The sequence below is a fragment of the Variovorax sp. M-6 genome (genome assembly GCF_052114385.1).
GTDB lineage: Bacteria > Pseudomonadota > Gammaproteobacteria > Burkholderiales > Burkholderiaceae_C > Variovorax.
The window spans coordinates 54,033-72,476 of record NZ_JBFREQ010000034.1; the positions used below are offsets into that span (position 1 = coordinate 54,033).

Here is an 18,444-nt window from a genome sequence, read left to right on the forward strand (position 1 = left end):
ACGCATGCCGGTTCCTCACCACAACCTGGGCGAGGTGATCGCCCGCGACGCAGTGCGCGACGCACCGTGGCTGGTCGAGATCGCCGCCAACGGCAGCGAGCGCGTGATCGAGTACGCGCAACTGCATGCCGATGCGGACGGGGTCGCGCGCGGCCTGCTCCGGCGCGGCCTGTCGCGTGGCGCACGGGTCGGGCTGCTGGCCGCCAACAGCGCCGACTATCTGATCGCGTTCATCGGGATCATGCGCGCGGGCATGGTCGCGGTTCCGATCAATTTCAAGCTGACGCGCGAGACCATCGCCCACATCGAAGGCGACTCCGCGATCGCCCTCATGTTCGTGGACGGCGAACGGCGTCACCTCGTCGACGCCAGCCTGCCGACAGTGAGGCTCGACGAGCCCGGCGAATGGGCAGGGTTTCTCGATCCCGGTGCACACAGCTCGCCCGTCATGCGTGACGACGAGTTCGGGGCCATCCTCTACACCTCGGGCTCCACCGGCCAGCCCAAGGGCGTGCCGCTGACCCACGGCAGCTATGTGTGGGGCGTCGATCTCCTCGTCGCCAGCGGACCGCCGATGCGCGGCAAGCGGGTCCTGGTGGCGGCCCCGCTCTTCCACATGAACGGCCTGCTGATGTGCCTGCTGACCACGGTGGCGGGCGGTACCGTCGTGCTGCTGTGCCGCTTCTCGGGGCGGGCCTACCTGCAGGCGGCCGCGGCGCAGCACTGCGAAGTGCTGACCTCGGTGCCGACCATGCTGGCGCTGGCGGCGAACGAGACCGAGACCATCGCCGGCCTCGATCTGTCGCACGTCGAATCGATCTTCACGGGCTCGGCGCCTTCGACCGATGCCCTGTTCGATCGCATGGCGCAGGTCTTTCCGAACGCCCGCGTGATGAACGGCTACGGCAGCACCGAGAGCGGCCCGCTGGTCTTCGGGCCGCATCCCGACGGGCGGCCTCGGCCCAAGCTCTCGCTGGGCTACCCGGTGGCGCAGATCGAATGGAAGCTGGTCGGAGGGCCGAGCGAGAACGAAGGCGTGCTGTGGCTGCGCAGCCGCCTGCTCATGCCCGGCTACCTGAACCTGCCCGAAGCGACCGCGAAGCGCGTCGACAACGGCTGGTACAACACCAGCGACGTGATGCGGCGCGATGCCGACGGCTTCTTCTTCTTCGTGGGCCGCGACGACGACCTGTTCATCTGCGGGGGCGAGAACATCCATCCCGGCGAGGTCGAGAAGATGCTCGAACGGCATCCCGCCGTCGCGCAATGCGCCATCGTGCCGCTGGCCGACGCGATCAAGGGCCAGCTGCCGGTCGCCTTCATCGTGCCGGTGCCCGGAACCGCACCCACGGTCGACGAGATCAAGCAGTTCGCGCTGGCCAACGCTCCGGCCTACCAGCACCCGCGATTCGTCGCCTTCGTCGACCACCTGCCGCTGGCCGGCACCAACAAGGTCGACCGCAAGGCACTGATCGCCAGCGCGGCGGCCCAGTTCCGGCGCTGATCGGCGGCGCATCCACTTCAAACCTGCAGAGGGAAATCATGCAAGCTCAAGTCATTCGAGGTCATGGAGAGATCGACGACATCACCTTCGAGGCCGACTGGCCCGAACCGGTGGCGGGCCCCGGCGAGGTGGTGCTCAAGGTCGGCGCCTGCTCGCTCAACTTCCACGACCTCTTCACGCTCCGGGGCATGCCCGGCATCAAGCTCGGCATGCCGCTGATCATGGGGATCGACGTCGCGGGCGAGATCGCCGCGCTCGGCCCTGAGGTCACGGGCTGGAAGGTCGGCGCCCGCGTGATGGTCGACCCGATCAATCGCAAGCTCGGCAAGCTCCTGGGCGAGGCGCAGGACGGCGGCCTGGCCGAACGGGTCAAGGTCGATGCCTCGCAGCTGATCCCCCTGCCCGACGATGTCTCCTTCGAGGCGGCGGCCGCACTGCCGGTGGCCTACGGCACCGCCTACCGGATGATGGTCGCGCGCGGCAAGATCGCCAAGGGCGAGAAGGTCCTGATCCTCGGCGCCTCGGGCGGCGTCGGCACCTGCTGCGTGCAACTCGCCAAGCTGGCCGGCGCGCATGTCGTGGTCGCGGCCTCCAGCGAGGAAAAGCTCGCGCAGTTGAAGGCGCTCGGCGCCGACGACGGCATCAACTACAAGAGCGACGACTTCATGAAGGAGATCCATCGCCGCTACGGCAAGCCGAAGTTCTTCGGCGGCGACAGCGGCATGGACGTGGTCGTCAACTTCACCGGCGGCGACACCTGGGTTCCGTCCCTGCGCTGCCTGCGCAACGGCGGCCGGCTGCTCACCTGCGGTGCGACCGCGGGCTTCGATCCGAAGGAAGACATCCGCTACATCTGGACCTTCGAGCTGAACATCGTGGGCTCCAACGGCTGGCTGCCATCGGACCTGGATGCGCTGCTGGCCCTGGTGCGCAGCGGCAAGCTGAAGCCGGTGATCGACCAGAAGCTGCCCCTGCAGGAAGCGCGCACCGCCTTCCGCCGCCTTGACGAACGAAGCGTGTTCGGCAAGGTCATCGTCGCACCCTGAATCGACTTTCAACGAACTCCCGGAGTCCACCATGAAGCATGCTTTTCAGTTGTCGGCCCTGATCGTCGCGGCACTTTCCTTCGGGGCGACCGAGGCGAACGCCCAGGCCAAGGAAGTCAAGTTCGGCTGCTATGCACCGCTGACCGGCCAGCTGGCGATCTTCGGCAAGAGCATGCAGTCGGGCTTCGAGATGGCCATCGACGAGTTCCAGAAGTCGCCGCAGGCCAACGGCATCAAGTTCTCGATCCAGTGCGAGGACGACCAGGGACGCGCCGACGACGGCATCAACATCGCGAGGAAGTTCATCGAGGACAAGTCGGTCCAGGCGGTGATCGGTAGCTGGTCGTCCACCGTCACGCTCGCGGCGGGCCCCATCTACAACCAGGCGAAGCTGGTCAACATCACGCCCATTTCGTCGCACCCCGACGTGACGAAGGTCGGGCCGTACGTGTTCCGCCAGAGCCTGGTGCAGAGCCAGGAGGGGACCTTCAACGGCGCCGCCCTCCAGAAGCTGGGCGCACGCAAGATCGCGATGCTGGGCATCCCCAACGACTACGGCAATGCCAACATCTCGCTGACCAAGCGCGCGTTCGAGGCCACGGGCGGCAAGGTGGTGTTCGAGGAGTTCGTGCGCCCTGACGCGCAGGACTTCCGGCAGGCGCTGCAGAAGGCGGTGCGCGAGAACCCGGACTGGATCTACATCGGCGCCTTTGCGCCGCAAACGGCGCTGATGCTCAAGCAGCTGCGGCAGATGGGCATCAAGACCCCGGTCTATGTGTGCGCGGCCGACGACACGCCGGACCTGGCGCGGCTGGCCGGCGCCGATGCCATCGAGGGGACGCATGTCACGGTGCAGACGAACCCGGTGCTCGGCCCGGAGCTGACCGACTTCTACAAGCGCTACAGCGCCCGCTACAGCCGCCTGCCGGATCCGTTCGCGTCCAACTCGTACAACACCGCGATGATGATGATGACCATCGCGGCCAAGCAGTATCCCAACGTGACGCGCGAGTCGATTCGCAAGGGTCTCGACGACATCCGGGTCTTCGACGGGATCTTCGGCAAGATCAAGTACGACCCGGCCAGCCGCGAGTGGGAGTTCAAGCTGCTGCACGGCGTCATCCAGAACGGCGCGACCAAGGTCATCGACTGAGTCCCGAACGGCACGATGTTCGACACCTTCATCCTCGGTCAGCTCGTCATCGGCGCCAGCGTCGGGATGACCTACTCGATCGTCGCGATCGGCCTGACCCTGATCTACCGCGTGCTCTCGGCGGTGAACTTCGCGCATGGCGAGGTCTACACGATGGGGGCGTTCGCGACCCTGATCGGGGCGACGGCGCTGAAGCTGCCGCTGCTGGCCATCGTCCCGTTGGTGCTGCTCGTCGGCGTGGTGTTCGGCTGGGCGATCGAGCGCGCCGCGTTCCGGCCGTTTCGCAAGTTCACGGACGAAGCGTCGCTCAAGTCGCGCGCCGTGCGCGAAGCGACGCTGCTGTCCTCGTTCGCGCTCGGCCTGATCGTGCGCGAGGTCCTCGACCAGATCTATCACGGCGAATGGCTCGCCATTCCGCAGGAGTACCTGCTGAGCACCCCGGTGGCGTTCGGCGGCGTGCACCTGTCGGTCGGCGAACTGGTGATCGCCATCGTGTCAGTCGTGATGCTGATTGCGCTGCAGTTCCTGCTCTATCGCACGCGCATCGGGATCGCGATCCGCGCGGTGTCGTCGAATCTGGTCGGCGCGCAGTTCTCCGGTATCGACATCAATCGGGTGATCGTCGCCGTGTTCATCGTCGGCTCGCTGCTCGGTGCCGTGGCCGGCATGGTCGTCTCGCTGGCCTACGGCAATGTCCAGTCGTTCATGGGGTTGACGGTCGTCATCAAGGCTTTCGTCGCGATGGTCATCGGTGGCCTCACCAGCCTGCCGGGGGCGGTGATCGCCGGCATCCTGATCGGCCTCGCCGAGGCCACCGCAGGCATCTTCCTGCCGAGTGCCTGGACTGAAATGGTCGCCTACGTGATGCTGCTTCTGACGCTGCTCTTGCTGCCGCAGGGCCTGTTCGGCCGGAGGCGCGCCTAAATGCAGAAGATCCGAATTCCGCTCGGACTGGCTTTCGCCATCCTCCTCCTGGCCGTGGTTCCTGCCCTCCTGAGCTGGGCCGGCAGCCCCTATGTGGGTCGGCTCGCGCAACTGGTGCTGATCACCATCGTGCTGACCGGTGCGCTCAACTTGCTCACCGGGACCGCCGGGCTGCTGGCGCTCGACACCGTGGTCTTCTACGGCCTGGGTGCCTACACGGCAGCGATCCTCTCGGTCACCCAGGGCACCTCCTTCATGGTCGATCTCGCGGCCGCGGTCGCGCTGACGACCATCGTCGGGGTGATCTTCGGCTTCGCCCTGGTGCGGCTGACCAGCATCTTCTTCGCGGTTGCAACGATGGCGCTGGCGATCTCGTTTCACACGACGGTGTTGAACTGGGGTGACCTGACCCGTGGCCCGATGGGCTATCGCGGCATTCCGCCGGTGCGCTTCTTCGGCCACGCCGTGGGCGACTGGCTGGAGTCGTACTACGTCACCGCGGTGTTCTGCCTGATCGCGCTGTTCATCATGCACCGCGTGATGCACTCGTTCTACGGCAATGCGGTGCGCGCGGTGCGCGAGGACGAGGAATGCGCCCGCTCGCTCGGGCTGCGCACGCGTTGGCTGCGGGTGCAGGTCTATGCGTTGCACGCGGCCATCATGGGTGCCGCCGGCGCGCTCTACGCCCACTCGAACCAGTTCATCGGGCCCGACAACTTCGTGCTGCTGGAGGCCGCGCTGGTGCTGACCGGCGTCATCGTCGGGGGCATCGGCAGCCTGCCGGGCGCGATCATCGGCGGCCTGGTCATGGTGCTGCTTCCAGAGGCGCTGCGCGAGATCGGCAACCTGCGCGCCTTCGCCTTCGGCCTGCTGCTGTTCTTCTCCATCCTGTTCCTGCCCCGCGGGCTGTTCAGCGAGGTCCGCGCCCTGGCGCTGTTCCGGCGCGACATGCCGCGCAGCCCGTGGTCACGCAGAGGGCCACCACGATGAGCGAACCATTGCTGCGGGTTGAAGGTCTGGCCAAGCACTTCCAGGGCTTGCGCGCGGTCGACGAGGTGACATTCGAGGTCCAGCGCGGCGAACTGGTGGGCCTGATCGGGCCCAACGGGGCCGGCAAGAGCACCCTGTTCAATTGCATCGCCGGGGCCATTCCGCGGACGGCCGGCAGCGTGGCCTTCAACGGCCGCCGGATCGCCGGGCTCGACCCGGCGCGCATTGCCCGGCTCGGCATCGCGCGCACCTACCAGAACCTGAGGATCTTCCCCGACATCACGGTGTTCGACAACGTTTCCGCCGGCGCCATCGGCCGCATCGGCATCTCGCTGCTCGGTACCTTGATCCCGCAGCTCGGACGCAAGCGTGACGAGGCGATTGCCGAAGCGACGCTCGCCGCGTTGCAACGCTTCGATCTGCTCGAGTATGCGGACCAGCCCGCGGGCAATCTGGCGTACGGGCAGAAGAAGCACCTGGAGATCGCGCGTGCGCTGTCGCTGCAGCCGACGCTGCTGTTGCTCGACGAACCTGCCGCCGGCCTGAACGACACCGAAACCGCTGAACTCGCCACCCGCCTGAGAGCCTTGCGCGACGGCGGCCTGACGATCCTGCTGGTCGAACACGACATGCCCATGGTGATGCGCATCTGCGACCGCATCGTCGTGCTCGACAGCGGCCGCAAGATCGCCGAGGGCGTACCGGCGGCGATCCGCGCCGATGCCGCGGTGCGCGCGGCCTATCTGGGAGACGACACGTGAGCCTGCTGAAAGTCGAGAAGCTCGGCGTACGACTCGGCGGGCGCCCGATCCTCGAGGACGTGTCCATCCAGGTGCCCGAAGGGGGCCTGGTGACCATCCTCGGGCGCAACGGCGTCGGCAAGACCACGCTGCTGCGCACCATCTCCGGCCTGTATCGGCCCAGCGCGGGCCGCATCCTGTTCGACGGCGCCGAGATCGGGGGCCTGGCACCGCACGAAGTGGTGCGCGCCGGGGTGGCCCAGTCGCCCGAGGGCCGGCAGCTGTTCGGCGACATGAACGTGCTCGAGAACCTGCGTGCCGGTGCCTTGAACCTGTCGCGGGCCGATTTCGACAAGCGAGTGGCCTATGTCGGCGACCTGTTCCCGATCGTGTCGGAGCGCCGCAACCAGGCGGCCGGTTCGTTGTCCGGCGGCGAACAGCAGATGGTCTGCATCGCGCGCGCCTTGATGGGGTCGCCACGCCTCCTGCTGCTGGATGAGCCGTCGTTGGGGCTGGCGCCGAAGGTCGTCGCGCGCATCTTCGAACTGATCGCGTCGATCCGGGCGACCGGCGTCGCGGTACTGCTGGTCGAGCAGAACGCGCGCCTGGCGCTGCGCACGGCGGACTATGCCTATGTCCTGGACCAGGGCCGCGTCGCGCTCGAAGGAACGGCGCGCGATCTGGTCAACGACGAGCGCGTGGCGTCGGCGTATCTCGGTGGATAAGCAAAGTCTTGGGGGCGTGGTTGCCCGTTATCTCTATCTGACAGGAAGCAAGAAATGAGCGGACTCAACGGAAAGATCGCGGTGGTGACCGGTGCGAGCCGGGGCATCGGAAAGCAGACGGCCTTGCGCCTCGCGGCCAGTGGTGCGACGGTGGTCGTCCACTATCGCAACAGCCAGGCAGCGGCGGACGACGTCGTGCGGCAGATCGAGACCCACGGGGGCTCGGCCTTTGCCCTGCAGGCGAATTTTTCGGACGCGGCCGGGCCGCGCCATTTCTATGAACAGCTGGATCCGGAGCTGCAGCGTCGATTCGGCTCGACCAGCTTCGACATCCTGGTCAACAACGCCGGTGCGGGCACGCGGGCGGTGATCGAGGACGTGAGCGAGGCCGAGCTGGACGAAACGCTGCAGGTCGACCTGAAGTCGCCGTTCTTCCTGATCAAGTACGCCTCGCCGCGGCTGCGCGATGGGGGCCGCATCGTCAATGTGTCGTCGATGGGCACGCGCGTGGCCTACCCGGAAATGGTCGCCTATTCAGCCGCGAAGGCGGGCCTGGAGGCCCTGACGCTGATGCTGGCCGCGCACTTCGGACCGCGCGGCATCACGGTCAATGCCGTGCTGCCGGGCGCCACCGCGACCGACATGAACCCGGGGGCGCAAGACCCGGTGCGCAGCCAGGCGCTGGCGCAGACGATCGCCTTGCGGCGAGTGGGCCAGCCCGAAGACATCGCCGACGTGATCGCCTTTCTGGTGAGCGACGCCGGTCGCTGGGTGACAGGCCAGCGCATCGATGCGAGCGGGGGGCAGCGCATCTGACCGGTCCCGCGCGGCGCCGCGGATGCCGCACCTGGAAGCTCGGCAACGGAAACGTCGGCACCCGTGCAGGGCGTTGCCCGCCATGATCCCGTCTTCATGCGGGAACGCCTGACCGCTATTGCTTCAGATCCAGCTTGGGCGCCAGCTTCTTGAAGGCCTCGGCCTGGCGGGAAATCGCTGCCGAAAACTCAGGCGTATCGGCATACGCGAGGGTCAGGTTCTGTTTCTGGATCGTGGCCTGAAACGCCTTGTCGTCGATCACCTTGTGCGCAACCTGGCGCCACTGCTCGACCACGGCCTTGGGCGTCGCCTTCGGGAGGCCAATGCCACGCCAGACGCTGAACTGCAGGTCGGCGCCCTTCTCCTTGAAGGTCGGCACGGCGTCCAGACCCTGCACCCGCTTTTCCGACATGACGGCCAGAGTCTTGAGCTTGCCGCTTTCGACGTGGGGTCGCAGTTCGGCATAAGCCACGGTCGTCGCCTGCACGTCCCCGGCCAGCAGCCCCAGGATGGCCGGCGCCGAGCCCTGGTAGGGAACGTGCGTGAAGGTCGTGCCGATCTTGTCGCCGAGGGCGGCGGCGGCCATGTGCGGAATCGTGCCGTTGCCGGCATTGCTGATCGCGACCTTCGTCGGGTTCGCCTTCGCATAGGCCATGAACTCCTCGATGGTCTTCCACGGCGCATCCGCACGCACCGTGATCGACGACGGATCGTCGGTGAAACGGGCGACCGGCTGGAAGTCCTCGACCGTCGTCTTGCCGATGCCCATCAGCGGCACGACCAGCATCTCTGGCGTCATCAGCACGAGCTTGTAGCCGTCCGGTTCGGCCGTTGCGACATACGACCAGCCGATCGACCCGCTCGCGCCAGGCTTGTTGACGACGATGGTGGGCTGTGGCAACAGCGGGCGCGCAGCTTCGGCGATCGCTCGCGCCGTGTTGTCGCTCCCGCCGCCCGGCTGGTACGCCACCGTCAGTTCCATCGGCTTGGAGGGATAGGGATCTGCGGCAAGGGCCGCGGCCGCTCCGCCGACGCAGAGCGCCGAGAGGATCGCGAGACGAATAAATTTCATGGTGCTCACTCGAACAGGTTGAAGGTTGAAGGGGTGAAGGGTTGAACGGGGTCGGCGCCGGTGCATGCGTCTTGTGTTTTCGGTCCCTCCTTCGTCTTGGTGGCGGATCGTTCAGCGCAACAGCGCCAGCACGTCCGAGTAGAGTGCGCGGGACAGCTGCACCCCGTGGGCGATGCTTCGGGCACGCGCCTCGAAACGGCGCTGCGACGGCAGTCGCGCACCCTGCTGCGTGATGCTCGAGAACAATCGTTCGGCCCGGTCCTGGTCGCCCTGCAAGTCACCCAGTCCGAAGCGATCCGGATCGAAGGCCAGGATCAACTCTCCATGACAGGGCGTGCCGCCCTTCCCGGCGTCCAGCGCGATCGAGTCGAGACTGGTCAGGTCGCCGATCAGCGGCCCGGCCATGAGTTCGATCATCGTGGAGAGCGCCGACCCCTTGTGACCGCCGAACGTCAGCATGGCGCCCCCTTGGATCACCGCCTCGGGGTCGGTCGTCGGCGCGCCCGATGCGTCGACTCCCCAGCCGATCGGAATGGGTTGTCCGCTGCGGCGATGAAGTTCGATGTCTCCCCGCGCGGCGGCGCTGGTCGCAAAGTCGAAAACGTACGGCGGATGCCCGGCGCGCGGCCAGGCGAACGCCAGGGGATTGGTGCCCAGGGCCGGCCGGCTGCCGCCCGCAGGCGCCACCCAGGCGTGGCTCGGGGTCAGTGCCATGGCAGCGAGCCCTTGATCTGCCAGCGCTTCCACTTCGGGCCAGAGCGCCGAGAAGTGGTAGCAGTTGTTGATGGCCATGGCGGCGAGGCCGGTCTGTCGCGCTTTGGCGGCCAGGACCTTGCTGCCGACCTCGAACGCCAGCTGCGAGAACGCAAACCGGGCATCGACGGCGACGATCGCCGGCGACCGATCCCTGACGATGGGTTCCGCCGTTCCCGAGACCTTTCCCTGGCGCAACGTGTGCGTCGTCACCAGCAGGCGGTACACGCCGTGCGAATGGCACTCGTCGCGCTGGCCCGCAGCGATCACGCGAGCGATCGCCTGGGCGTGCGCGTCGGACATGCCGTTGTGCCTCAGCACGCGCACGGCAAGCTCGTGCACTTCGGGCAAGGAGAGCTGGACGGTGTCGGTCATCGACGGATCGTCCCGCTCGCTTCAACAGGGACTCGCGACGCGATCGCCTTGGCACCGGAGGCAACCGCATCGGGTGTGTTCACACTCTGCATGCGTGGCTTCAGTAGCCCAAGGCCTTGAGGTCGGCCAGGGTCTTTTTCGTGATCGCGATGGTTTTTTCGCGCTCGGCACCCGCGAGGTTCTGGCGCGGCGGCTTGACGGTCTCGGCCGTGCCGCTGGTGATGTTCTCGGCGAGCTTGATGTGCTGGACCAGCTTGACGACGGTGTCGAGGTAGAAGAGCGGATCGAGGGCGGCGTAGAGCTTGCGGGCCTTCGCGAAGTCGCCTGCGACCAGCAGCTTGAGCAAGTCGACGGCAGGCTTTGGTGTCGCGTTGGCCATGCCGGACACCCAGCACTTCACCCCTAGCGCTGCACTCTCGACGATCAGGTTGTCGACGCCGCAGACGACGTTCAGACGATCGCCGAAACGCGAGATCAGATCGGTGATGCGATGCGTCTCGTACGACTCTTCCTTGATCGCGACGATGGTCTGCTCTTCCATCAGGTCGGCGAGCACGTCACTGGTGAGGTCGACACCGTAGCCGCGCGGGTTGTTGTACAGCAGGATCGACAGGCGGCTGGCGCGCGCCACCGCCTTGTAGAACGCGACGGTCTCTGCCGCGTCCGACTTGTAGGTCAGGCCGGGGAACACCATCAGGCCATCGACGCCGATCTTCTCGGCTTCCTTGGCGAACGCGACGGCGGACGCCGTGTTGGTTTCGGCCAGGCCGGAAATGATCGGCACACGGCCCTTGACGACTTCCTTGGCCGTGCGCAGCACGGTCAGCTTTTCTTCGGGCGACAACTGCGCGTTCTCGCCGACCATGCCCATCATCACCACGCCGCCGACGCCAGCTTCGATCAGCCGCTCGAGGCCCGCCTTGATGGCGTCGATGTCGAGCGTGAAGTCAGCCTTCAGCTTGGTCGTGACGGCGGGGAAGACGCCGGTCCAGAGGATGTGGCTCATTGGAAATTCCTTTCAGTGTGGTGCCGCACGACAGGCGGCGGAGGGTTTGGATCAAATTTATGCAGCCAATATATTGGATACAACTCATGAAGGTACGCAAAAACGGTGCCGAAAAATGAATCGCCTCCAAGGCTTTTGGTTGGCTATTGGATACAATATGTGATTATTAGATCACCAGAGTTTTGTCGAACGCAAGGGTTTTTTTCACTGGACTGGCATGCGCCTGCGAGCGCTGCGCCCTGCCCCAGTTCGACGCCCCCACAATGCTGAACCCTCTTCCGGATATCAAAGTGCAAAAGCCACCGACTTCGGCCTCCCTCGATCCAGCCGGATCGGCACGAACCGCCGGGGGGCGATTGGTTCGCAAGACAGCGGTTGAACTCGTGCTCGAGGAACTGCGCTCGCGCATCCTCTCCGGTGAACTGCCCCCCGGCTCGGCACTGCGCCAGGAAGCGCTTGCCGACGACCTGGGCGTCAGCCGAATCCCCCTTCGCGAAGCGATTCGACTGCTCAGTTCCGAGGGACTCGTGGACGTCCTGCCCCACAAGGGTGCCTATGTCTCGATGCTGTCGAGGGATGAAGTCCAGGAATTCTTCGACCTTCGCCTTCGCCTCGAGCCATGGCTCTTCCACGAGGCAGCGATGAAAGTCTCGGACGAGGAACTCGACCGCGCCGAACGGCTGGTCGCACGCATGGACACCGCGGGCGCCGAGGAGTGGGGTGCCCTGAACTGGGAGTTGCACGAGCTGCTCTACAGCGCGGCCGGGCGCCCCGCGGCCATGAACATCGTGCGCGGGCTGCACGAGAAGTCGGAGCGCTATTTCCGGTTTCAGGTGGTCAATGCGCCGATCCGCCAGCAGGCGCACGAGGAACACCGGGCCTTGATCGCCCTGTGCCGGCACCGTCAGGCCGACAAGGCCCAGGCCGCCCTGGAGCACCACATCGCCGATGCGGCCGAACAGATCCTCGCGATCGTCGGTCGTTTGCTGGAAGAAGCGCCGTGATGCCGAACTTCGCGCGCGGCGYCCGGGCCTTCAAGGCTCGTCCGCGTTTCTAGCCCAAGGCACGGCCGAAGGTCAGCACCGGCAGCTGCCGCTGGCGGTGTCGGCGTTCATCGGGTGGGTGACGGAGAAGCTGGGTGCACTGGAGCGCCAGTTCCCATGAAAGCCGAACGGAACGCGGTGAGGCAAATGGGCGAGCGCCAGCGGCCCCGCGCCGAGGTCCATGGCATCGAGTATCAACAGGTCGCTGAGCTGCTCCTTGTCGCGCCAGACCACGGCCAGCAGCCAGCCGTCGCCTTCGCTAGCCGCGGCGCTGCGAGGCACGAACACCGGTTCGGAGACGACGTCGCCCGCCGGCAGCGTATGAATGTCCCGCTGTCCGGTCTCGAAATCGAAACGGGCCAGGCTGTCGTAGAGGACGCTCTCCGAATCGTCCCTCGGACGAGGTGTCGCGTGGCAGGTGTAGAAGCCATAGCGGTTTCGAAGCCCCGCGTAGCGGTCGTCGATGCGCGGAAATTCCGCGACCAGGTCGTCCAGGTACTCGCGCTGGAACCCTGAGGCGCTGCCCGCGAGGTCGAAGGTCCACCGGCAAAGGCGCGCGGCCATGGCGTCCGGGTTGCCGGGCCGCCCGTCCGCGTCGGGCAAGCCGGGCGCGACTTCGGCCTGCATGACATAGGCGACGACGGTGTCGCCGTCGTCCCAGGCATTCATCACGTGGAACACATGGCAGGCCTGCGCCTCGAACCAGCGCATGGTCCCGGTCGGCTGGTCTCGCCTCATCACGCCCACATGCGTTCGTTTCCCGGTCTCCCACGCAAGAAGCGGCTTTCCGCGCATCGCGCGCTCCACGCTCGTCGTCAGCGGCATGACGGGAAACAGCACGTGCTTGCGCGTCAGCATGAAGTCGTGCGCCATGCTGGCGTAAGGTGCATCGAAGGCCTCGAGGCGCGTGACCTTGCAGTTCGGGTCCATCACCCCGTAGAGCATTCCCGAGGTTCCAGGGCCCTCGGGCGAGTAGGCAAAGAAATGCAGCTCTCCGGTTTCCGCATCGACCTTCGGGTGCGCGGTGCAACGCGCCGTCAGCTGGCCGCCGAAGCTCTGGTGCCCCCTGGATTCGAGCGTCAGGCTGTCGAGCTCGAAGGGCTGATGGGATTCTTCCAGTGCGAAGAGCCGGCGGCCGTGCCAGACCACGTTCGTGTTGGCCGTGCCGCTGTTGTTGCCCCGCGCGATGGGATCGCTGGTCGCGGGATTGCCGAACGAGCCGAAAAGCGCTCGTCCGGCGCGGTGCTCCAGTTCCCATTTGGGCGTGCGCGCCCAGCGGTTGCGGTAGGCGACCTGCCCGTTCTCGATGAAGAACGCGTGCACCATGCCGTCCCCGGAGAACCAGTGGTAGTTGTCGTCGCGCGGCGCATGCCGTGGATTGGGGCCGACCCGATAGAGGGCGCCGGAGAGTTCCTCCGGGACACGGCCGGTCACGGCGAGTGCGGGCACGTCGTGCTCTTCGTGGACCGGCGCAAAGTTGCCGGTGAAGAAGTGAGGGTGGGCTGGTTGGGTCGGGTTCATGGTTTCTTCTTGGTGTTCTCAGCGCGCGTCTTGCAGTTCAAGGCTTCGGATGGCTTCGTCGACGTACGCTGCCAGCGGCGCGTCGATGCCCGAGCCGAGGCGCAGTGCGGCTTCGTTGCGAAATGCGGTCTGGAGCTTCGAATGCAGCCTTGCGTCGCCTCCAGCCTTGGCCAGAGAAAGCGTCAGCCAGCGACCCGCAAGCGTGCGCATTTCGGCGCTGTCCGGCGCATCGCCTCGAAGCAGATGGCTCCGGATCTCGCCGATGAGGGCAGGCCAGGCATCGGTCTGCTTGACATAGTGCGTCCGGAGCACCGCCATCTCGTCGGCATTGCAGTAGGCCGCGTACAGGTCCAGGCGGCTGTAGGCCATGGCATGCGAGATGAACGTCATGCCGGCCTGGCCGATGCCGGTGAGCGAATGCAGCGCCGGCTCGTTCCAGTGCATGGCGTAGAGCTTCATCAGCATGCCTTCGTCGCCATTCGCCTCCTCGAGGAGGATTTCGATCCAGCGGCGTGCCAGCGCAATCCCCTCGGCGCCTTCCGGCGAGGCGCCGGCGCGAATCAAGGCCTGCAGGCTGGCGCTCAGCTCGGCCTTCTCCCGCCTCAGTGCGTCCGCCGGCGGGCCTTCATGGGACTTCCATCGGGCCATTTCCTCGTCGCTGAAGTACCTTGGTGCGGCGACCATGCTTTCGAGCGTCGCCAGCCATTCGTCCACGGTCGGCTCGGCGCTGGCGCGCAGCCGTGTCTGCAACGCCGAGAGATGGGTGCGCAGCTCCGTGGCCTGTCGGATCTGGCGCTCGAGAGCCGACAACTGCCGGGCCACGATCTCGCAGAGCCCGCCCTCGTCGTTGTCCAGGATGGCGCCGATGTCGGCCAAGGACACATCCAGGCGCTGGAGCGCCTGGATGCGATACAGCCTCGCGATGTCCTCTCGGGCGTAGAGCCGGTAGCCGCTGTCGGTCCTCGCCGAGGGTTTCAACAGACCGATGTCGTCATAGTGATGCAACGCGCGCACGGTCAGCCCCGTACGCTTCGCCAGCTCGCCGATCTTCAACTGCATGCCAGGGTCTCCAAGTTGAAGGGATCGTAGGGTCTCACGCTGCGTGAGGGTCAAGCGGCTCCATCGAACGGCGCGTCGGCACATTCAAGCCGCGCTCGGATCGTGTCGGTCAGGCAGGAGGCATCGCCTCCAGGCGCTTGGCCGCTTCGCGCAAGCCCTCCAGGATTCGTTCGCCCACCTGCGGCGGAAAGCCTGCCGGCAAAGAGGCGTACATCTCGTCGACGACGGCTGGCGTGGTCGCGAGAATGTCGCCAATGATGGGCTCCGCGTCGACGCCGAAGCATTTCCGAGCCGTCGCGTTGAAGTGCCGGCGCTGGATGTCCTTCAGGAAGTAGTGACGGTTCTTGCCAGAGACTGCCATTGCCAGTTTCGCCTTGTGCCAGTTGAACTGGTTCGGACCAGCTCCCATGGCCGGCAACGTGGATATGACGTCGTAGAGCGGCGCAAGGCGAAACAGGCCGCGAGCTTGCAGATGGAGACTGAAGTTCTTTGCGTGCCCATCCGTGGCAGCGAGCATCCAGAACAGGACTTGTGACCTGAAGAGGGTCGCGAGGTCGTCGCCGGGGCGGGTCGACTGCTTCAGAAGCGTCGTCAACTCGACGAGTCCCGGCCCCCCATCGGCTTCGTATTTCTCGAGCGGCGAGCACCCGGTGGCTTGGCAGAAGTCTTCCTGCGGCAGCCGGAGGTACCACGCGCCGCTCGGGTGGAGTTGGCGGTCAAAGCGCGTGACGCTGAGGACTTTTTGCAGGCCGAACGTCCGAATCTCGCATTCCGCGACGGGCAGCCCATAGGCACGCAGGATGTTCAGGCACAGCCATTCGTTCTCGACGGACGTGCTCAGGTCCACCTGTCGATTGCCCACGAGTCCCAGAGGGAGCTTCAGGATATGGGTCGTCGGGGTGGCCCCACGGGGCCGCATCCATTTGCCCTCGTGCCGGAGCAGCGCGTTCTTCTCCTGAGCGCCGGCCAGCGATATGCGGAAGTCGTCGTCGTCGGCATGCGGTCCCGGGCCCGGGGTGTTGACGGTCTGGACGAGCAGCTTTTCAATTTCATCGTCGCCGATCGCTTCGCCCTCGATGATGTCGATGCGCTGGGGGGTCTCATCCTCTCCCAGGAGCTGGAGGGCTCCCACGCAGTCGCGGCCGATGGCCTTCAGGAGGTCGAACGGCTCGAGTGAATCCGTCTTGAACCGCGCCGCGATGCGGCGGCGGATGTGCTCGCTGTCCGGGAGCAGGTTGTCGAAGTAGTTCTGCACGCGCGCACCCCGAAGCGGGGTGGCGTCGACGCCGAATGGCAGCGAGAGCGAAAGTTGCCGACCCAGGTCTGACCTCATCCAGGCCTCGCTGTACTGCAGCTCCATCGGTCCTCGGGTCGGGATGCGCCAGGTGCCGACGCGCTGGCCGTTGGCCCACAGGGACAGGGCCTGGGAATGACTTTTTCGGCCCATCCTCACCACTCCGCGGTGGAGGCGGTGTCCGGCCGGTCGTCCACAGCGACGCGAAGCCCGTACACAGCGGTCAGCGCCAGGAGCTGAGCGACAGTCATTGCGGAGGGATCCGACTCCAGCACCGACAGCCGGCTCTGGCTGATGCCTGCACGCGCGGCGGCTTCCGCTTGCGTCAGCTCTTTTCGGCGACGAGCGGACATCAGCAGGTGCCCGAGCTGGGGCGCGCTTGAGAGGAATGGGGGCATAGGATTATCTGCTTGACGAATATATCCATATTATCTTTGATGAAGATATTTGGCAAATATTTGTATTGCAGATAAACAGTGGACTCCCAAAAACCAGAACAAGGAATAGACGAAGAGGCGTCCAAGCAGGACGGGCTTGAACTCGTCGAGCAAGGCGGATTGCTCAAGAAATGAGCAATCCGCATCCGGTCGACGGCGTCCCCGGTTCTCGGGAGGCAGTTAAAATCGCGCTTCATGCCCCGCTGGCTCGTCACTGCTGTTATTGCGCTCGTGCTGTGTTGCTTCGGCTTCGCCGCCGCCGCCCAGAGCGCATCGGGCATGCTTCAGCACGGTTCTGCGCAGGCGCAGGAACTGCTGGCGGCCACGGGAGCGCCGGCCGACGCCGGGGACGAAACCCCCGGCCACGACGAACAGCGTCACGACTGCAGCGAAATCCTGATCGGCGGCCCGGGCCCGTTCGTCCCGCTGGCCGTGTCGCAGTTGGCGCCCCAGCCGCCGCCGACGCTCAGGGCCTCGCCCTTTCTCGAGCATCCCAAGCGGCCACCCCGCGGCCAGGCCTTCACGCTCTAGGCCCGCTGCACGCGGGGGCCCTGTCCCCTCGTTGCCAGCACACTGCAGTACGACGCTTCGCACGTCACGCTGCGACCCCCTCCGGCGGCACTTGGCCGCCCCTGATCACAGAAAGAATCATCGATGCGTCTCACCACCAAAGGCCGCTTCGCAGTCACCGCCATGATCGACGTGGCACTGAACGGGCGCGCCGGCCCGGTCAACCTGTCCTCCATCCACCAGCGCCAGCGCATTTCGCTGTCCTATCTGGAGCAGCTCTTCGGCAAGCTGCGCCGCCAAAGGCTGGTCGAATCGACACGCGGGCCGGGCGGGGGCTACTCGCTCGCCCGCAAGGCCTCGGACATCAGCGTGGCCGAGATCATCCTGTCGATCGACGACGAGGCCGAGTTGAAGACCCGCCCCCAGCGCCCCGATGCGCCGGGTGCCGTGCACCGCTGCACCACCGACGAACTGTGGGATTCGGTCAACCGCCGTGCGGTCGAATTCCTGGAGTCGATCACGCTGCAAAGCCTGGTCGACGAGCAGATCAGCAAGGGCGTGATGGTGGCCCGCAAGGCCGGCGTGCCGGTGCTCCCCGGGCGCGTCAAGCCACCGCCGGTGAATGCGCCGAACTCGGTGTTCGCGATGGGCGCGTTGCTGGCCAAGCGCTGAGCTGCGAGCGGCCTGCTGTCTTCCCCTTGCGGGCTCGGAGGCCGGATCAGGCCGGCGCCGGGCCGCCCCAAGGCGGCCTGCGGCCCCCTCGGGGGGCAGCGACCCACACGCAGTGGGGGAGCGTGGGGGCCATCTAGACTCCGGCGGCGAACTTCGCGAGCGCGATCAAGCCGACGACCAGCAGCAGCACGAGCACCAGCGCGATGGCGATCGTCGGCACCGCGCCCGCCTGGTCGACCCGCTCGTCGGCGTCGGCCCGGCGGCCGCCCAGGCCGATGAGGCCCCAGAGAACGGCACGCAGGTAGCGAAGAAAATTGGACATGGCAGCCTCACGAGAATGCCATCCAATGTGACGCCGAAGCGCTCCCGGGTAAAGAATCAGTTCGCCCCGATTCGACCGTCGCAGATGGTGGTGCCGGGGCCTTTCCGAAGCCGTCGCTGCGAGGCCGCGTCGGCGCGCCGCGCATGACCGGGCGGGCACGCCACGATGCGATACCCTGTGCGCCCTGCCCGCTTCATGAACGACCACGCCCGCCCCGACCCCGACACCCTGCTCGCGCAACTGCGCGGCGACCCCGGCGTGGAAGACGCCGACCGCCCGTATGCGCGCTGGCCCGGCTACGCGTGGGCGGCGGCCATCAGCGTGGCGATCACGCTGCTCGCCACCCCGCTGTCGGCCGTGCTGGAGCTGGTCAACATCGTGATGCTGTTCCTGCTTGGCGTGGTCGGGGTGGCGATGCGCTTCGGGCGCGGCCCGGCGGCCTTCGCCGCGATGCTCAACGTGGCCGCCTTCGACTTCTTCTT

At 66.3% G+C, this 18,444-nt stretch carries 20 protein-coding genes; 12 read left to right on the forward strand and 8 right to left on the reverse strand.

Annotated features, from left to right (window positions below; translation table 11 throughout):
* Positions 1 to 4 precede the first annotated feature (4 nt).
* The 8 genes from AB4Z46_RS28815 to AB4Z46_RS28850 are packed head-to-tail and all read left to right on the forward strand — an operon-like array spanning position 5 to position 7,898.
* Positions 5 to 1,504, forward strand: coding sequence for a class I adenylate-forming enzyme family protein (locus tag AB4Z46_RS28815; RefSeq protein WP_442286977.1), 1,500 nt, complete (start codon positions 5 to 7; stop codon positions 1,502 to 1,504).
* A 38-nt stretch (positions 1,505 to 1,542) separates the two neighbouring features.
* Positions 1,543 to 2,550 carry a zinc-binding dehydrogenase gene (locus AB4Z46_RS28820; protein WP_442286978.1) on the forward strand — a complete coding sequence of 336 codons (1,008 nt, stop codon included), beginning with the start codon at positions 1,543 to 1,545 and terminating at the stop codon, positions 2,548 to 2,550.
* 31 nt (positions 2,551 to 2,581) lie between these two features.
* Positions 2,582 to 3,703, forward strand: coding sequence for an ABC transporter substrate-binding protein (locus tag AB4Z46_RS28825; protein ID WP_442286979.1), 1,122 nt, complete (start codon positions 2,582 to 2,584; stop codon positions 3,701 to 3,703).
* Positions 3,704 to 3,718: 15 nt separating this feature from the next.
* Positions 3,719 to 4,627, forward strand: a complete 909-nt coding sequence (locus tag AB4Z46_RS28830; protein ID WP_442286980.1) for a branched-chain amino acid ABC transporter permease — start codon at positions 3,719 to 3,721, stop codon at positions 4,625 to 4,627.
* A complete protein-coding gene (locus AB4Z46_RS28835; protein WP_442286981.1) occupies positions 4,628 to 5,617 on the forward strand; it encodes a branched-chain amino acid ABC transporter permease in 990 nt (329 codons plus the stop codon).
* Positions 5,614 to 6,378 carry an ABC transporter ATP-binding protein gene (locus AB4Z46_RS28840; protein WP_442286982.1) on the forward strand — a complete coding sequence of 255 codons (765 nt, stop codon included), beginning with the start codon at positions 5,614 to 5,616 and terminating at the stop codon, positions 6,376 to 6,378. The genes AB4Z46_RS28835 and AB4Z46_RS28840 overlap by 4 nt, the downstream gene beginning before the upstream one ends.
* A gap of 2 nt (positions 6,379 to 6,380) precedes the next feature.
* Positions 6,381 to 7,082, forward strand: a complete 702-nt coding sequence (locus AB4Z46_RS28845; protein WP_442286998.1) for an ABC transporter ATP-binding protein — start codon at positions 6,381 to 6,383, stop codon at positions 7,080 to 7,082.
* Positions 7,083 to 7,136: 54 nt separating this feature from the next.
* Complete coding sequence (locus AB4Z46_RS28850) at positions 7,137 to 7,898, forward strand: SDR family NAD(P)-dependent oxidoreductase (protein ID WP_442286983.1); 762 nt, start codon at positions 7,137 to 7,139, stop codon at positions 7,896 to 7,898.
* A gap of 115 nt (positions 7,899 to 8,013) precedes the next feature.
* Here the strand turns inward: AB4Z46_RS28850 and AB4Z46_RS28855 are convergent, their stop codons facing one another.
* The 3 genes from AB4Z46_RS28855 to AB4Z46_RS28865 all read right to left on the reverse strand — a co-directional run bounded on the left by AB4Z46_RS28855 (position 8,014) and on the right by AB4Z46_RS28865 (position 11,104).
* Complete coding sequence (locus AB4Z46_RS28855) at positions 8,014 to 9,036, reverse strand: tripartite tricarboxylate transporter substrate binding protein (RefSeq protein WP_442286984.1); 1,023 nt, start codon at positions 9,034 to 9,036, stop codon at positions 8,014 to 8,016.
* Between the two features lie 45 nt (positions 9,037 to 9,081).
* A complete protein-coding gene (locus AB4Z46_RS28860) occupies positions 9,082 to 10,098 on the reverse strand; it encodes an Ldh family oxidoreductase (RefSeq protein ID WP_442286985.1) in 1,017 nt (338 codons plus the stop codon).
* Between the two features lie 100 nt (positions 10,099 to 10,198).
* On the reverse strand, positions 10,199 to 11,104 hold the full coding sequence (locus tag AB4Z46_RS28865; RefSeq protein WP_442286986.1) for a dihydrodipicolinate synthase family protein: 906 nt from the start codon (positions 11,102 to 11,104) through the stop codon (positions 10,199 to 10,201).
* 263 nt (positions 11,105 to 11,367) lie between these two features.
* On the opposite strand from AB4Z46_RS28865, the gene AB4Z46_RS28870 reads away from it, so the two are divergent.
* Entirely contained in the window at positions 11,368 to 12,108 is a 741-nt protein-coding gene (locus AB4Z46_RS28870) for a GntR family transcriptional regulator (RefSeq protein ID WP_442286987.1), read from the forward strand.
* A gap of 72 nt (positions 12,109 to 12,180) precedes the next feature.
* Here AB4Z46_RS28870 and AB4Z46_RS28875 read toward each other — a convergent pair whose 3' ends face one another.
* From AB4Z46_RS28875 to AB4Z46_RS28890, 4 genes are all read right to left on the reverse strand, one after another.
* Positions 12,181 to 13,668, reverse strand: coding sequence for a carotenoid oxygenase family protein (locus tag AB4Z46_RS28875; RefSeq protein ID WP_442286988.1), 1,488 nt, complete (start codon positions 13,666 to 13,668; stop codon positions 12,181 to 12,183).
* 18 nt (positions 13,669 to 13,686) lie between these two features.
* The gene (locus AB4Z46_RS28880; protein ID WP_442286989.1) at positions 13,687 to 14,727 is read right to left on the reverse strand and encodes a MerR family transcriptional regulator; all 1,041 of its coding nucleotides are present in this window, start codon (positions 14,725 to 14,727) and stop codon (positions 13,687 to 13,689) included.
* Between the two features lie 109 nt (positions 14,728 to 14,836).
* Complete coding sequence (locus AB4Z46_RS28885; RefSeq protein ID WP_442286990.1) at positions 14,837 to 16,174, reverse strand: type II toxin-antitoxin system HipA family toxin; 1,338 nt, start codon at positions 16,172 to 16,174, stop codon at positions 14,837 to 14,839.
* Between the two features lie 2 nt (positions 16,175 to 16,176).
* Positions 16,177 to 16,419 carry a helix-turn-helix domain-containing protein gene (locus tag AB4Z46_RS28890; protein WP_442286991.1) on the reverse strand — a complete coding sequence of 81 codons (243 nt, stop codon included), beginning with the start codon at positions 16,417 to 16,419 and terminating at the stop codon, positions 16,177 to 16,179.
* A gap of 234 nt (positions 16,420 to 16,653) precedes the next feature.
* On the opposite strand from AB4Z46_RS28890, the gene AB4Z46_RS28895 reads away from it, so the two are divergent.
* Both AB4Z46_RS28895 and AB4Z46_RS28900 read left to right on the forward strand, forming a co-directional pair.
* On the forward strand, positions 16,654 to 16,989 hold the full coding sequence (locus tag AB4Z46_RS28895; protein WP_442286992.1) for a hypothetical protein: 336 nt from the start codon (positions 16,654 to 16,656) through the stop codon (positions 16,987 to 16,989).
* A 123-nt stretch (positions 16,990 to 17,112) separates the two neighbouring features.
* Positions 17,113 to 17,640: an Rrf2 family transcriptional regulator gene (locus AB4Z46_RS28900; RefSeq protein ID WP_442286993.1), complete on the forward strand. Its 528-nt coding sequence runs from the start codon at positions 17,113 to 17,115 to the stop codon at positions 17,638 to 17,640.
* A 133-nt stretch (positions 17,641 to 17,773) separates the two neighbouring features.
* On the opposite strand, the gene AB4Z46_RS28905 is transcribed toward AB4Z46_RS28900, so the two are convergent.
* The gene (locus AB4Z46_RS28905) at positions 17,774 to 17,962 is read right to left on the reverse strand and encodes a DUF2970 domain-containing protein (RefSeq protein WP_442286994.1); all 189 of its coding nucleotides are present in this window, start codon (positions 17,960 to 17,962) and stop codon (positions 17,774 to 17,776) included.
* Positions 17,963 to 18,157: 195 nt separating this feature from the next.
* On the opposite strand from AB4Z46_RS28905, the gene AB4Z46_RS28910 reads away from it, so the two are divergent.
* Positions 18,158 to 18,444: DUF4118 domain-containing protein (locus AB4Z46_RS28910; RefSeq protein ID WP_442286995.1), on the forward strand; the 287-nt coding region annotated here is incomplete at its 3' end.

Coding starts and splice junctions, on each gene's coding strand:
- AB4Z46_RS28815 (WP_442286977.1), top strand. CDS start 5: ATGCCGGTTCCTCACCACAACCTGGGCGAGGTGATCGCCCGCGACGCA.
- AB4Z46_RS28820 (WP_442286978.1), top strand. CDS start 1,543: ATGCAAGCTCAAGTCATTCGAGGTCATGGAGAGATCGACGACATCACC.
- AB4Z46_RS28825 (WP_442286979.1), top strand. CDS start 2,582: ATGAAGCATGCTTTTCAGTTGTCGGCCCTGATCGTCGCGGCACTTTCC.
- AB4Z46_RS28830 (WP_442286980.1), top strand. CDS start 3,719: ATGTTCGACACCTTCATCCTCGGTCAGCTCGTCATCGGCGCCAGCGTC.
- AB4Z46_RS28835 (WP_442286981.1), top strand. CDS start 4,628: ATGCAGAAGATCCGAATTCCGCTCGGACTGGCTTTCGCCATCCTCCTC.
- AB4Z46_RS28840 (WP_442286982.1), top strand. CDS start 5,614: ATGAGCGAACCATTGCTGCGGGTTGAAGGTCTGGCCAAGCACTTCCAG.
- AB4Z46_RS28850 (WP_442286983.1), top strand. CDS start 7,137: ATGAGCGGACTCAACGGAAAGATCGCGGTGGTGACCGGTGCGAGCCGG.
- AB4Z46_RS28855 (WP_442286984.1), bottom strand. CDS start 9,036: ATGCACCGGCGCCGACCCCGTTCAACCCTTCACCCCTTCAACCTTCAA.
- AB4Z46_RS28860 (WP_442286985.1), bottom strand. CDS start 10,098: ATGACCGACACCGTCCAGCTCTCCTTGCCCGAAGTGCACGAGCTTGCC.
- AB4Z46_RS28865 (WP_442286986.1), bottom strand. CDS start 11,104: ATGAGCCACATCCTCTGGACCGGCGTCTTCCCCGCCGTCACGACCAAG.
- AB4Z46_RS28870 (WP_442286987.1), top strand. CDS start 11,368: ATGCTGAACCCTCTTCCGGATATCAAAGTGCAAAAGCCACCGACTTCG.
- AB4Z46_RS28875 (WP_442286988.1), bottom strand. CDS start 13,668: ATGAACCCGACCCAACCAGCCCACCCTCACTTCTTCACCGGCAACTTT.
- AB4Z46_RS28880 (WP_442286989.1), bottom strand. CDS start 14,727: ATGCAGTTGAAGATCGGCGAGCTGGCGAAGCGTACGGGGCTGACCGTG.
- AB4Z46_RS28885 (WP_442286990.1), bottom strand. CDS start 16,174: ATGGGCCGAAAAAGTCATTCCCAGGCCCTGTCCCTGTGGGCCAACGGC.
- AB4Z46_RS28890 (WP_442286991.1), bottom strand. CDS start 16,419: ATGCCCCCATTCCTCTCAAGCGCGCCCCAGCTCGGGCACCTGCTGATG.
- AB4Z46_RS28895 (WP_442286992.1), top strand. CDS start 16,654: ATGCCCCGCTGGCTCGTCACTGCTGTTATTGCGCTCGTGCTGTGTTGC.
- AB4Z46_RS28900 (WP_442286993.1), top strand. CDS start 17,113: ATGCGTCTCACCACCAAAGGCCGCTTCGCAGTCACCGCCATGATCGAC.
- AB4Z46_RS28905 (WP_442286994.1), bottom strand. CDS start 17,962: ATGTCCAATTTTCTTCGCTACCTGCGTGCCGTTCTCTGGGGCCTCATC.